Here is a 12811-nt window from a genome sequence, read left to right as displayed (position 1 = left end):
CTTCAATTCCGGGAATCGAGATGCCGTAGCTGCGGGCCGGTGGCCGGTCGTGGCCAGTACGGCCGTCGTGGCAACGGTGACCGTGGCGGCATGCAGCCGCAGGCGGCACATTCTAAGTGCCCGACTACCGGGAGCAAAGGGGAAACCGTCTTTACAGCAGGCGGGTCGGCCCGCAGTATTGCCCACTTTCGTGCGGACTGCAGGGAGCGGTCGTGCCCATCCGACTGACGACATTCGCGGTGACTCTGTCATGCGCCGTGGCAATCCTGGCCGCCGCCGGGCCGGCAGCGGGTGCAGCGCTGGCGCTGGAGGACTGCCGTCTGGACGCCGGGCCGGGCCTCGCGACGGTGAAGGCGCGCTGCGGCACCCTGGAGCGGCCCGAGAACCCGGATGACCCGGACGGGCGCCGCATCGGGCTGCGGGTCGCCGTGGTGCCCGCGCTGTCGGTGGAACCGGCAGCGGATCCCGTCGTGCCGCTGGCGGGCGGACCCGGCCAGGCGGCCACCGATTTCTACGTGGCCTACCGGGGCGCCTTCGAGTCCCTGCGCCGCGAGCGCCCCATCCTGCTGGTCGATCAGCGCGGCACCGGCGAATCCGCGCGGCTGACATGCCCGGAATCCGAAGACATGCTGGAAGAGGTGCCCGAGCTCGAGGAGATCGGCCCGCTGGTGGACGAGTGCCTCGACGGGCTGGACGCCGACCCGCGCTATTACACCACCAGCGTCGCCGTACGCGACCTCGAGGCCGTGCGCGAGGCGCTCGGCTACCCGGCGCTGAATCTCTACGGCATCTCCTACGGCACCCGCGTGGCCCAGCATTATCTGCGGCGCTATCCGGACCGGACCCGCTCCGTGGTGCTCGACGGCGTGATACCGGCCGGCGAAGTGCTCGGCCCCGACATCGCCCTGTTCGCGCAGGCGGCAGTCGATGACATCTTCCACCGCTGCGCCGGGAGCGAGGCCTGCGCCGAGCGCTTCCCGGACGTCGAGTCCGAGTTCGCCGCCCTGCTCGACGGGCTGGCGGCCAGCCCCGAGGAAGTCACCCTGAATCATCCCGTGACGGGCGAGCCGGCGGAGCGTCGTTTCTCCAACCAGGAGCTGGCCGGGGCCGTGAGGCTGCTGGCCTATGCCCCCGCCAGCGCGGCACTTCTGCCCCACCTGATCCACGAGGGCGCCCGCGGCAACCTGAGTCCGCTGACCGCGCAGATCATGATGATCGAGGCGTCGATGTACGAGTCGCTGGCCATCGGTATGCACCACTCGGTGGTGTGCGCCGAGGACATGCCTTTCGTGACCGAGGCCGACATCGACCGGGAGGCGCTGGGCGCGACGTTCATGGGCGAGCAGCAGATCGACATGCTGCGCGAGATCTGCCGCCACTGGCCCCGGGGACCCATCGACCCCGACTTCCGCGAGCCGCTGGACACGGAGGTGCCCGTGCTGCTGCTCTCCGGCGAATTCGATCCCGTCACGCCGCCGGCCTGGGGCGACCGCGCCGCCGCGCAATACGACAACGCCCGCCACGTGGTGGGGCCGGGACAGGGCCACGGACTGCTGCCCCACGGCTGCACACCGCGCCTGGTGGCCGATTTCATCGCCGACGCCAGCGTGGAGAACCTCGACGCCGACTGCGTCTCCCGCCTCGGTCCGATGCCCTTCTTCCTCGACTTCAACGGACCCCGGCCATGATTCGCGTGGACCACATCGCCAAGTCGTTCGGCAAGGTGCAGGCCGTACGCGACGTGAGCTTCACCGCCGAGGACGGCCGCATCACCGGCCTGCTCGGGCCGAACGGCGCCGGCAAGTCCACCACGCTCCGGGTGCTCTACACCGTCCTGAAGCCGGATGCCGGCAGCGCCAGCATCGACGGCATCGACGTCACCGCGGACAGCCTGGGCGCGCGCGCCCGCATCGGCGCGCTGCCCCATTCCTCGGGTCTCTATCCCCAGCTGACGGCGCGGGAGAACATTGCCTACTACGGCGCGCTGCACGGCCTCGCCGGCGGGGAGCTGGAACGGCACGTGCAGTCCATGATCGACCTGCTCGAGATCGGCGATTTCGCCGACCGACGCACCAAGGGCTTTTCCCAGGGCCAGCGTACGAAGGTGGCGCTCGCCCGTGCGATGGTGCACGAACCTCGCAACGTGATCCTGGACGAACCGACCAACGGCCTGGACGTGATGGCCACCCGTTCGCTGCGCGAGCTCATCCGCCGGCTGCGCGACGCCGGCAAATGCGTGCTGTTCTCCAGCCACGTGATGCAGGAAGTGGCGGCGCTGTGCGACGAGATCGTGATCATCTCCGAGGGCCGGGTGGCGCTGTCGGGCACGCCGGCCGAGATCCGCAGGCGCACCGGCCGGGAGAACCTGGAGGATGCCTTCGTCAGCGCCATCGGCTCGGCGGAGGGTCTGGAATGAGCCGGCTCCTCACCGTCTGCGCCAAGGAAGTGAAGGACAACTTCCGCGACCGGCGCACGCTGCTCTCCGCGCTGGTGTTCGGCCCGTTCTTCGGCCCGGTGCTGTTCCTCGGCATCATGACCCTCTCGCTGGACCAGGCCATCTCCGACTCGGGCAAGCCGCTGGAGCTCGCCGTCGCCGGCGCCGACCGGGCGCCCAACCTGGTGGACTTCCTCAGGCAGAACAATGTGGAACCGGAGGAGCTCGGCATGGACCGGGACGCCGCCATGGCTGCGGTGAAGGCCGGCGAGCACGATCAGATCCTCTACATCCCCGAGGTCTACGGCGAGCAGTTCCGCGCCGGCATCCCGGCACGGGTTGAGCTCATCATCGACGAATCGAACAACCGCGCCACCGGCGACATCCGCCGGGCGCGCGGGCTGGTGAGCGCCTGGGGCCGCCAGATCGGCATGCTCAGACTGCAGGTGCGGGGCATCGATCCCGCCGTCACCCGCGCCGTGCAGCTGCAGGAGATCGACGTCTCCACGCCCACGGGGCGCTCGGCCATCCTGCTCGGCATGATGAGCTACTTCCTGATCTTCTCCATGCTGATGGGCGGCATGTATCTGGCCATAGACACCACCGCCGGCGAGCGGGAGCGCGGCTCGCTGGAACCGCTGCTCACGCTGCCCGTGGAGCGCAGCACGCTGATCGGGGGCAAGATCCTCGCCACCTGCGTCTACATGTCCATGTCGCTGGCCGCCGCCCTGATCGCCTTCTCCGTCTCGCTGCAGTTCCTGCCGCTCGAGAAGGTGGGCATGACCGCGAACTTCGGTCCGGGCGTCATCACCAGCGCGTTCCTTATCCTGGTGCCGTTCACGCTGCTCGGCGCCTCGCTCATGACCGTGGTGGCCTCCTTCACCAAGAGCTACAAGGAAGCGCAGAGCTACATGACCGTGGTGCTGCTGCTGCCGACGCTGCCCATCATGATCGCAGCGCTGCTCACCGTGCGGCCCACGCTGCAGTGGATGGCGGTACCGAGCCTCAGCCAGCACCTGCTGGTCACCGACCTCATCAAGGACGAGGCGCTGTCGCCCCTGTTCGTGGCGACCTCCGTCGGCAGCACCCTCGTGGTCGGCATCGCGCTCACCTGGCTCGCCATGCGGCTCTATCACCGGGAAGGCATCCTCGGCTGAACCACGCCCGACCCCGCCGCGGGGTCCCTCCCCTTCAGCCCCCGTTAAGGCTCACCGGCCTAGCCTTGAAGCTGTCGGCCGGCCTGCGGCCGTCCCGTGACGGAGGGAAACATCATGGAAAGACGAAACTTCGGATGGCTCAGCGCCGGCCTGCTCGGACTGGCACTCACCCCGGCCGCTAACGCCGGCGGCGGCTTCTATGTCGGCGGCGACCTCGGCGAGGTCAGCGCCGAGGAATTCTTCGACGGCTTCGATTTCGATGCCAGCACCGACGCCTGGCGGCTCTACGGCGGCTGGCGGCTCAGCGACTACCTGGGCGCAGAGCTCGGCTACGTCAACTTCGGTGAGCTGGACGAGCGCGTGGACATCGGCACCAGCTTCGTGCCGATCTCCGCGGACGCCGAGGGCTACACGGTGGCGGGCACCGTCGGCTGGCCGGTCACCGACAGCCTGATCCTCACCGGCCGCGGCGGCTTCCTGTTCTGGGACAGCGAGAACCGCGTGGACGACATCCGCTTCGACGAGAGCGACGAGAACTTCTTCTACGGCGCCGGTCTGAGGGTGGATTTTGGCCGCAACTTTTCCGTAACAGGCGACTGGACCCGGTATGAGCTCGACGAAGTGGAGGTCGAGATGGTGTCTGCGGGTATCCAGTTCCGGTTCCGCTAGGCGGTTCTGACCGGCCGGCGGAGTGAGCCGGAGGCCGTCCGCAGCATGCGGCCTCCGGCTCGGCCGCGTCAGTCGAGGCCGCCGCCGAACGCCTCAGTGAGTTCGATCTCGTGACCGTCCGGATCCTCGACGTAGACGGACCGCGACCGCGGGTACTCGATCACCCCGCGGGGATAGGTCTCGGTAAAGCGGATCTTCACCCCGCCGGCCTCCAGCCGGTCGAGGACGGGATCGAGGTCACCCACGACGAATCCCCAGTGGTTTATCGCCGGATGCGCGGCAGGCCCGGCGTCCTTGCTCTGGTGCAGGGCCAGATAGGCGACGCCCGGCTTGCCGACGATGACGAAAGGACGCTTGCGCGACCTGCCGTCCTCCTTCAGCTCCAGCCCGAAAGTCTCCGTGTAGAACCGGAGGGAGCGCGCGAGGTCCGTCACGGACACGTTGATGTGGTCGATACCGTTCACATCGATCATGGCTGTCTCTCTGTCTGACTGATGATGCCGTCAGGGTGCGGCAGCACTGTCAATAAGCCAACTTTTACGCCAGTATATTGGCAGGCCGCCAAGGTAGTAGCGCATGAGCCAGTCCCGGGTATCGGAGTATCTTGCGAGGAACGTGAGGAGCCTGCGACGGCGGCAGAACATGAGTCAGGAGCAGCTCGCTCTTCGTGCCGGCATGCCCCGCTCCACCGTGACCAATATCGAATCCGGCGGCGCCAATCCTTCCCTCAGCAATTTGGCGCTGCTGTCGAGCGCGCTCGGAGTCGGGCTCGAGGAAATCCTGTCGCGGCCGCGCTCGGAATGCCAGTTGCTGAGAGCCGCCGACATCCCCGTGCGAAACCGCAGCCAGGGCGCCGTCCGCATTCGCAAGCTCCTGCCGGAGCGGGTGCGCGGGCTGGAACTCGATCGACTCGAGATCGCGCCCGGTGCCTCGATGGCGGGAACGCCCCATATCGCCGGCACGAAGGAGTACCTTTACTGCCTCACCGGCGAGGTGACGGTGCTCGTGGCCGGCGAGGCCTTCGTCGTCGCCGCCGGCGACGTGCTGGCATTCCCCGGCGATCAGGCGCACTCGTACCGCAACCGCGGGAGCAAGACGGCGGAGGCCATCAGCGTCGTCGTGCCGATACCGTTTTGAGGCGGCTCGAGGCGAGCTCGCAGGCATCACCGCCCCTGCCCTCAAACGGTCTAATCTAGACCCCCGGTGCGACCGGGCAATCGGTACTTTCCCCGAAGGGCTTCCCCCCATCCGAAGGTAGGGATTCCGCCCTCAGGTACGGGTGCACCGCCCCCCTCTGCCCGATCCCTCGTTCCTGTATCTCTGCAATAACGCCTGCACGGAAGCAGAAGACAGGCGCAACCGCATCTCGCGAGACACGAGGAGAGACAAGATGATTACGAGGAGATCATTCCTTCAGGCAACCATAGCAGCAGCGGCGGCAGCGGGGATGCCGTGGCACATGTTCATCAAGAAGGCTTATGGTGCCGAGGCGGCCGCTAACCTTTCCAATCCGGCGTTGCAGCCCAAGTTTGTGACGCCGGTTCCCGACGCACTGAGTCCGACGTTCAAGTTCCGGCCGCGCGGCGGTCGCGGCGGCATGAAGCAGATCAATGTCGGGGTCGGCGCCTCGGTACAGCAGACGGGACTGATGAACCAGCTCACAAACACACCGGCTAGCACGCCCGTCTTTGGCTATGGCGACAAGCGGTTCGTGTCGTGGCCGGGGCGGACCTTTGAAGTCGAGAGCAATAAGCCGCTCAAGGTGATCTGGGAGAACAACCTCGGCACGCAACCCCTGCCGATCGCAACCTTTGCCGGCGAATTCAACCCGGGAAATCCCTGGGCATTGTCGCCGGTCGACACGAGCCTGCATTGGGCTTACAGCCTGCACGGCTATACGGAATACTCGTTGAAAGACCATGGGATCCCCATCGTGCCGCATGTTCATGGCGGCCACACCGACCCACGTTATGACGGCAACCCGGAGTATTTCTGGGGACCGAATCAAGTCATCCAAGGCCCACGCTATACGGGCAACGAGTACGTCTACGACAACGATCAGCCGGCGGGGACCGTCTGGTACCACGACCACGCGCTGGGCATCACGCGCCTCAACGTGTACGCCGGGATGGCCGGCTTCTACATCATCCGCGATGCCTGGGACACCGGTAAGGCCAACAACAGCCTGAGCCTGCCGGCCTGGCCCTACGAGGCTGCTCTGGCCATCCAGGACAAGATGTTCACCGCAGACGGCAAGCTGTTCTACCCGTCCTTCCCCGGGGATCCGTTCTATGCCGACTTCATCTTCGACGAAGGCGCAGATCTCTCAGGATCCGATTACTTTACTAACGTCGCGCGCGAAGGCGACATGCCCGCATTCGGTCCGACAGCGCTTGCCGAGTTCTTCGGTGACCATTTCCTGGTCAACGGCGCCGCATGGCCCAAGATGGACGTGGAACCTAGAAACTACCGGCTCCGGCTGCTGAACGGCTGCGATAGTCGCTTCCTCGTAGTGACGTTCCGGCCGGTCATGGGAACCAATGCGCTCAACGAACCGATTTTGGGTGAACCACTCTCCTTCCATGTGATTGGAAGTGATCAGGGTATCGCCACGGAGCCGAAGGAAGTCTCGAAGCTGCTGATCGAAACCGGTTCGCGCTATGACGTCATCTTCGACTTCAAGAAGATCCCGATCGGATGCAGTCGCATCATCGTTGAGAATCTCGGCGGAGACGATCCCTTCGGGGGTGGGATTCTCGAGCCGGGCGGACCAGGGGCATTCCCGGAAATGCGCCAGATAATGGCCTTCGACGTCGTCCTGCCTTTCGATATTGACACGGCGGACATCACACCTGTCAGCGGCGGCCCGGCCATATTCAGCAGTTACGTAGATACGAGAAAGGCGTTTCCTGCTTATCAGCTGGAGGCAGACTCAACCAAGATTCGAACTCGCAAGGTGGCGCTGTTCGAGGGAACGGACGAGTACGGACGGCTGCAACCTCTGCTCGGGACAGCAGAACCCGCCACGGACTCGGAAGAGAACCCGATCTTCTGGCCTGAAACGCAACCTTACAGCACCGCAGGGCTTGCCTATGATGAAAACGGTAATAGACGGCAAATGGAAGGCGCCATCGCCTGGCATAGCCCGACGACGGAGAATCCGGCGCTGGGGGCAACCGAAATCTGGGAGATCTACAACACGACAGGCGACGCGCATCCTATCCACCTGCACTTAGTCCATTTCGAAGTGCTGAACCGACAGGAGTGCGTGATTACGACCGAGCCTCAGCCGGTGATCCAGCACAACTCGACGACCCATGCTGCGACCTGGGGTACCGGCGCCAAGATAACGAATATTGAGCTTGGTGCCGACGTAAACCCCATGGACCTGCCGGAATACGTCGAGAACGCACCGAAGGACATGGTCACGGCACTGCCGGGCCAGGTGACGCGGATCAAGATGAAGTTCGATCGGGGAGGCCGCTACGTCTGGCACTGCCACATCCTCTCGCACGAAGACCACGAGATGATGCGTGTGCTGCACGTCGGACCGGGCGCGTGAGCGCATCGGGTCATCACCATGGGGTGACGACGGGGTTCAGCGCCTTCGGCTGAACGGGTAAGGGGCGGTCCGGCGAGCCGGGCCGCCCACCCGTCCCACCCCTCACCCATATCCTTCGGGGAGAGAACCATGGTTGCCGTCATTCAGAGAGAAGACGTCCACGCCAAGCCACGCGCGCTCGTCGTCGACGATTCGCGCATCGCCCGCTACGTGCTCTACGGCCTGCTGGACCGCCTCGGCTTCGAGGTGGACCTGGCGGACTCGGCGGAACTGGCCGTCAGGCAGCTAGGCAAGGAGCTGCCCGATGTCGTGTTCATGGACCACCTGCTGCCGGGCATCGACGGGCTGGAGTGTGTCCGCCGGCTCCGAGCCCAGCCGCGCAGCGCGAAGCTGCCTATCGTCATGTACACGTCCCAGGACACCGACGCGTTCGCCGGACAGGCGAAGGACGCCGGTGCCGACGACGTGTTCTTCAAGACGGGAGAAACGAAGAAGCTGAACGAGATCCTTCGCCGGCTTGACCTGTTGCCGGAGAAGCCGCACGCCGCCGAAACCAAGGTCGTGACGATACCGCGCAGGCTCGCCCGGGAAGTTGAGCGTGCAGATCAATCGGCCCACGATGCGACGAGCGGCGAACTGCTGCGATCGCTCGAACCGCTGGTGCAGGCGCAGCACGAGAAGCTGCGCCAGGATCTGCTTGCGGAGTTCGTGATCCTGGAACGCCACGAGGAACGCATGCGCGGCGATCTTCTGGCGCGGTTGGACGAGCTCTTGCGAGCATCAAACGAGAGACTGGACGAAGCGGTGACTGCCGGCGGCCGGGAAGTGGCGGGGCAGCGCAGCCGCGCCCGTGGCTGGCGCCGCTATGCCCTGGCGGCATCCTGTTTGCTGATGCTAACCGCCGGACTGGTCGCCGGGCTGACTATGCAGCCCGGCGGCCTGGAGGCACGGGCCGGCGGCGAGAAGGCTGATACGGCCCTCGGAGCGCAGGCGGCAGCGCTGTCGGAGCTCCGCGAAAGCGTGGAGCGATTGCAGGCTCAGGCCGCAGCTTCGCTGAACGATCGAACCGCCTTCTTCGGCGAGGTCCCGTCGGCAGCGGCCGTCGTTCCGCCGGACGCGGCCACGGCATTGATCACCGAATTGCAGTCGATGGGGATACTCGGGCAGGTGCGCATCGAAACGTCCGCCGGAGCGTTCTGCGTGCGTTCCGGCGCTGACGGTTTCGCCCTGGAACCGGCAGGGAGCGGGCTCCAGGACTGCGAGGTGCTGCCGGTATATACCGTCGGATTGTTGCAATAGGCCCGACCGCGGCTGTCGCCATAGCGCGACAGGTGCGGGCTGGGCGGTCGTGGGTTTAGTATGTCCCTTCGTCGGGGGGGACAGCGAGTTGCTGTAATGGTTAGCGTAATGGCCTCCGGCCACGGGACCGGGCCGACGCAGATCGTCGTGGTAGACGACCACGCGATCATGCGCGACGGCCTGACCGCGATGCTGGGGAACGAGGACGACCTGGAAGTGGTCGCTACCGCAGCGGATGGCAAGGCTGCCATCGAGGTAGTGGACAGGCACGAACCGGATCTGGTCCTCATTGATCTTTCCATGCCGCGTACGGACGGCGCGCGCGCCATCAGCGTGATAAAGCGACGTCATCCGGACGTGCGTGTGGTCGTGCTCACCTTCCACAAGGAAGACGCCCACATCCACGCCGCTCTGCAGGCCGGGGCGGACGGCTACGTCCTGAAGGACGACGGCCGCACCGAACTGCTGACCGCGGTGAGGCACGTGGCAGCCGGGCGGAGTTACCTGAGCCCGGCTATCTGCGACCGGGTGATGTCGGGCTACGTTCGCGCCGGGGAACCGCAGGACCCGGGCAGGAGCGCTTCGTGGGAAGTCCTGACCGAGCGGGAACGCGAGGTGCTGAAGCTGGTTGCCGAAGGCTATACCACACGGCAGATCGCGGGTTACCTCTCGCTGAGCGCAAAGACCGTAGAGAAACACCGGTCCAATATGATGCGCAAGCTGAGGCTGCACAACGTCTCGGCAGTAACCACCTATGCCATCGAGAACGGACTGTTATCCCAGTAGGCGCACGGCGGCAGCGCTCCAGCTCACGCGCACCTCGCAGCCTTCCAGCGGCGCGCTGATCAGGCTGAATCGGCCGCCCAGGAACTCCGCGCGCTCACGCATGGTGGTGAGTCCGAGCCCCTCGCGGCACTCGCCGTCCAGCGGCAGGCCCACGCCGTCATCCACGACGCGCAGTTCGACGCCACCCTCCGGCGTCCGGAACTCGAGGGTCAGCGATGCAGCGCCGGCATGAGTGGCCACGTTGTTCATCGCTTCCTGTGCGATCCGGTAGACGGCCACAGCAAGATCCCCGGGTACGATCTGCTCCGTGCCGTCTAGCACGCAGCGCACGCCGATACCGGGGCAGGCGGCGCGCAGCTCCTTGCAGAGCAGATCCAGCGAACCGATGAGACCGTATTTTTTCAGACTGACGGGCCCCAGGTTCGAGGTGATGCGGCGCAATTCCTCCTGCGAGCGACGCACGTATTCGGCGGCTCGTTCGAGGGTCCGTATCGCGCAGTCCCGGTCCGCCTGCTTCGCGATGCCACCGTCGATCTCGAACCGAAGCAGACTGAGAGACTGCCCCAGTCCGTCGTGCAACTCGGCGGCCAGACGCTTCTGCTCCGCCTCCTGAGCCACCAGCAACTGGGCGGTCAGGCTGGTCAAGCGAGCGTCGGGCGCGGGTTCCAGCACCGGCGAGCCCACCGGCAGGAAGCGCTCGACCATCGGCACGGGTTCCGGTATTTCGCGCACGGCCTGCCAGCCTGGATTGTCGTCCCGCTCCGCCGCTCGATAGCCGACGGTGATGTCGAGCATGAACAGTACCGAATGGGCCGCGTGGCATGCCACGGCCTCGCCGAAGAATTCGCCGCAGGCGTAAGCGACCGGCTGCAGTCGGAGTTTCAATACCCCTTCGAGAGTATTCGAGGCAAAGAGCCATTCGACGGGCAGGCCGGAAAGGTGGGTCGCCCAGGCATCCGAGAAGCTGGCGGTCAGGCGGCACCGCTCCTTCCGGCACCCCGGATGCAGCGCATCATGGATGCTCATCCCGGCGAGCAGATTCAGTTCGCCGAGGCGCGGGCCCGGATGTGGGGCGGTCCAGCGCACAATCCGGCCGTCGGCGTCCAGCAGAAATACGATCTCGGGCACCGGGCGCGAGGTGGGAGTGCCACCCGGCTGCGGCGCCTGCTCTTTCCCCCGGCCCTTGCGGTGACAGTCGCTCCCGTGGGCCTGTTCTTCTGCAGTCTCCATCCGTGCCGGTCCCTCCTTAGGCACAGAGGCTTACTGGGAGTCGAAATACCAGATATGCAAGTGTGATACCAAACAGAAAAGTCTGTCAAGCGGTCAATAACTTAGCGGGCCGGACCGCCTGCCTGGTCCGGCACGGACCGCCCATTATGTAAAGAATCCCGTCATGACGGGCGGTCAGGCGGCCCGGTCCCGCGACTCCGACCCGGCGCCGCCGAACTCCAGCACGCCGTCTTCCAGCGGCCCCTCGAGGAAGGCCTTGCGGTCTTGGCGGTAATCCTGGGGATTCGTCCACGGCTCCCGGTCGCCCTGCTTCGGCAACAAGTGGATCACCCGCAGCATGTAGCCCGGCGTGAAGTCCTCCACGTAGGGCCTCAGCGTCATCTCCCGGTCCGCCGGTCGCAGGCGCGGCGTGGCCCGATCCGTACCCGTGGTGTCCAGGTGGTTGATGAGGCGGCACGCGAAGCGCTCGATGAGATCCGCACGCAGGGTCCAGGAGGCATTGATGTAGCCGAACACGGAGACCATGTTCGGCACGCCCGAGTACATCATGCCCCGATAGGTCACGGTCTCGGCAAAGTCCACCGGTTGGCCGTCGACGGCGAACCGCACGCCGCCCAGGACGACGAGGTCCAGGCCCGTCGCCGTGACGATGATGTCGGCTTCGATCTCCTCGCCGGACGCCAGCCGGATGCCGGTCTCGGTAAAGCTGTCGATCTCGTCGGTGGCGACCGATGCCCTGCCGGCGCGCAGGGCGCGGAACAGGTCGCTGTTCGGCACCAGGCACAGACGCTGATCCCATGGGTCGTAATCCGGCGTGAAGTGCTTGTCCACGTCGAAGTCGTCGCCGAGCTCGTCGCGCACCCATTTCAGCAGCTGGCGTTTCACCTTCTGCGGCGCCTTGCGGGTGCGCCCGTAGAACCAACGCTGCAGGGCGATGTTCTTCCAGCGGGTGAGCGCGTAGGCCGCGCGGCCCGGCAATACCTTGCGCAGGAAGTTCGCAATCGCGTCCCGATCCGGGCGGGAAACCACGTAGGTGGGGGAGCGCTGCAGCATCACCACGTGGCCGGCGTCCTCCGCCATCGCGGGCACCAGCGTCATGGCGGTGGCACCGGAGCCGATGACCACGACGCGCTTGCCGGCGTAGTCGAGGTCTTCCGGCCAGTCCTGGGGATGCACGATCTCGCCGCCGAAACGCTCGCGGCCCGGGAAGTCCGGCGTGTAGCCGCGGTCGTAGCTGAAGTAGCCGGAACACATCATCAGGAAGTTGCCGCGTACGGCGACCGTCTCCCCGGTGTCGGTCTTCTCGGCCTCGATCGTCCAGGCGGCATCGGCGCTCGACCAGGCCGCATTCGTCACCCGGTGGCCGTAGCGTATGCGTGAGTCGATGTCGTGCTCGGCGGCCGTCTCGCGAATGTAGTCGAGGATGGCCGGCCCGTCGGCGATGGCTTTCTCCTCCTGCCAGGGTTTGAAGTCATAGCCGAGGGTGTGCATGTCGCTGTCCGAGCGTATGCCCGGATAGCGGAACAGGTCCCAGGTGCCGCCCATGCGCTCGCGCCCTTCCAGGATGAGGTAGCGCTTGCCCGGGCATTCCTGCTCCAGGTGGGCGGCGGCGCCGATGCCGGACAGGCCGGCACCGACGATGATGACGTCGTAGTGTTCCATGTTCACGCGGGC

General features: G+C 66.0%; 11 protein-coding genes. 8 read left to right on the top strand and 3 right to left on the bottom strand.

All coding sequences use genetic code 11. The annotated features are described in order from the left end of the window. The first annotated feature begins 212 nt into the window (after positions 1 to 212). The 4 genes from ACJMKX_RS11765 (at position 213) to ACJMKX_RS11750 (ending at position 4260) form a co-directional block, all read left to right on the top strand. Positions 213 to 1688 carry an alpha/beta hydrolase gene (locus ACJMKX_RS11765; RefSeq protein ID WP_405225374.1) on the top strand — a complete coding sequence of 492 codons (1476 nt, stop codon included), beginning with the start codon at positions 213 to 215 and terminating at the stop codon, positions 1686 to 1688. After that, complete coding sequence (locus tag ACJMKX_RS11760; protein WP_405225372.1) at positions 1685 to 2416, top strand: ABC transporter ATP-binding protein; 732 nt, start codon at positions 1685 to 1687, stop codon at positions 2414 to 2416. The genes ACJMKX_RS11765 and ACJMKX_RS11760 overlap by 4 nt, the downstream gene beginning before the upstream one ends. Beyond that, a complete protein-coding gene (locus ACJMKX_RS11755) occupies positions 2413 to 3591 on the top strand; it encodes an ABC transporter permease (RefSeq protein WP_405225369.1) in 1179 nt (392 codons plus the stop codon). Before ACJMKX_RS11760 ends, ACJMKX_RS11755 begins: the two co-directional genes overlap by 4 nt. 114 nt (positions 3592 to 3705) lie before the next feature. Then, positions 3706 to 4260, top strand: coding sequence for a porin family protein (locus ACJMKX_RS11750; protein WP_405225366.1), 555 nt, complete (start codon positions 3706 to 3708; stop codon positions 4258 to 4260). A gap of 68 nt (positions 4261 to 4328) precedes the next feature. Here the strand turns inward: ACJMKX_RS11750 and ACJMKX_RS11745 are convergent, their stop codons facing one another. Beyond that, positions 4329 to 4733 carry a VOC family protein gene (locus tag ACJMKX_RS11745; protein WP_405225363.1) on the bottom strand — a complete coding sequence of 135 codons (405 nt, stop codon included), beginning with the start codon at positions 4731 to 4733 and terminating at the stop codon, positions 4329 to 4331. Positions 4734 to 4836: 103 nt separating this feature from the next. On the opposite strand from ACJMKX_RS11745, the gene ACJMKX_RS11740 reads away from it, so the two are divergent. From ACJMKX_RS11740 to ACJMKX_RS11725, 4 genes are all read left to right on the top strand, one after another. Next, positions 4837 to 5397, top strand: coding sequence for a helix-turn-helix domain-containing protein (locus ACJMKX_RS11740; protein WP_405225360.1), 561 nt, complete (start codon positions 4837 to 4839; stop codon positions 5395 to 5397). A gap of 322 nt (positions 5398 to 5719) precedes the next feature. Continuing rightward, entirely contained in the window at positions 5720 to 7822 is a 2103-nt protein-coding gene (locus ACJMKX_RS11735) for a multicopper oxidase family protein (RefSeq protein WP_405225358.1), read from the top strand. A 129-nt stretch (positions 7823 to 7951) separates the two neighbouring features. Further along, positions 7952 to 9121, top strand: coding sequence for a response regulator (locus tag ACJMKX_RS11730; protein ID WP_405225355.1), 1170 nt, complete (start codon positions 7952 to 7954; stop codon positions 9119 to 9121). A gap of 96 nt (positions 9122 to 9217) precedes the next feature. Then, on the top strand, positions 9218 to 9907 hold the full coding sequence (locus ACJMKX_RS11725; protein WP_405225352.1) for a response regulator: 690 nt from the start codon (positions 9218 to 9220) through the stop codon (positions 9905 to 9907). Here the strand turns inward: ACJMKX_RS11725 and ACJMKX_RS11720 are convergent. Then, positions 9896 to 11137 (bottom strand): sensor histidine kinase, encoded by a 1242-nt coding sequence (locus ACJMKX_RS11720; protein ID WP_405225350.1) that lies wholly within the window; start codon positions 11135 to 11137, stop codon positions 9896 to 9898. The two genes, ACJMKX_RS11725 and ACJMKX_RS11720, sit on opposite strands and share 12 nt — an antisense overlap. A gap of 174 nt (positions 11138 to 11311) precedes the next feature. Next, entirely contained in the window at positions 11312 to 12799 is a 1488-nt protein-coding gene (locus ACJMKX_RS11715) for a flavin-containing monooxygenase (protein WP_405226635.1), read from the bottom strand. Positions 12800 to 12811: the final 12 nt, after the last annotated feature.

It is taken from the genome of Lentisalinibacter sediminis (genome assembly GCF_040706615.1).
Lineage (GTDB): Bacteria > Pseudomonadota > Gammaproteobacteria > Steroidobacterales > Woeseiaceae > Lentisalinibacter > Lentisalinibacter sediminis.
The sequence above is the reverse complement of the archived record's forward strand: the minus strand, read 5'-3'. Positions and strand labels throughout refer to the sequence as shown.

Coding starts and splice junctions, on each gene's coding strand:
- ACJMKX_RS11755 (WP_405225369.1), top strand. CDS start 2,413: ATGAGCCGGCTCCTCACCGTCTGCGCCAAGGAAGTGAAGGACAACTTC.
- ACJMKX_RS11735 (WP_405225358.1), top strand. CDS start 5,720: ATGTTCATCAAGAAGGCTTATGGTGCCGAGGCGGCCGCTAACCTTTCC.
- ACJMKX_RS11740 (WP_405225360.1), top strand. CDS start 4,837: ATGAGCCAGTCCCGGGTATCGGAGTATCTTGCGAGGAACGTGAGGAGC.
- ACJMKX_RS11725 (WP_405225352.1), top strand. CDS start 9,218: ATGGTTAGCGTAATGGCCTCCGGCCACGGGACCGGGCCGACGCAGATC.
- ACJMKX_RS11750 (WP_405225366.1), top strand. CDS start 3,706: ATGGAAAGACGAAACTTCGGATGGCTCAGCGCCGGCCTGCTCGGACTG.
- ACJMKX_RS11720 (WP_405225350.1), bottom strand. CDS start 11,137: ATGGAGACTGCAGAAGAACAGGCCCACGGGAGCGACTGTCACCGCAAG.
- ACJMKX_RS11760 (WP_405225372.1), top strand. CDS start 1,685: ATGATTCGCGTGGACCACATCGCCAAGTCGTTCGGCAAGGTGCAGGCC.
- ACJMKX_RS11745 (WP_405225363.1), bottom strand. CDS start 4,733: ATGATCGATGTGAACGGTATCGACCACATCAACGTGTCCGTGACGGAC.
- ACJMKX_RS11715 (WP_405226635.1), bottom strand. CDS start 12,799: ATGGAACACTACGACGTCATCATCGTCGGTGCCGGCCTGTCCGGCATC.
- ACJMKX_RS11730 (WP_405225355.1), top strand. CDS start 7,952: ATGGTTGCCGTCATTCAGAGAGAAGACGTCCACGCCAAGCCACGCGCG.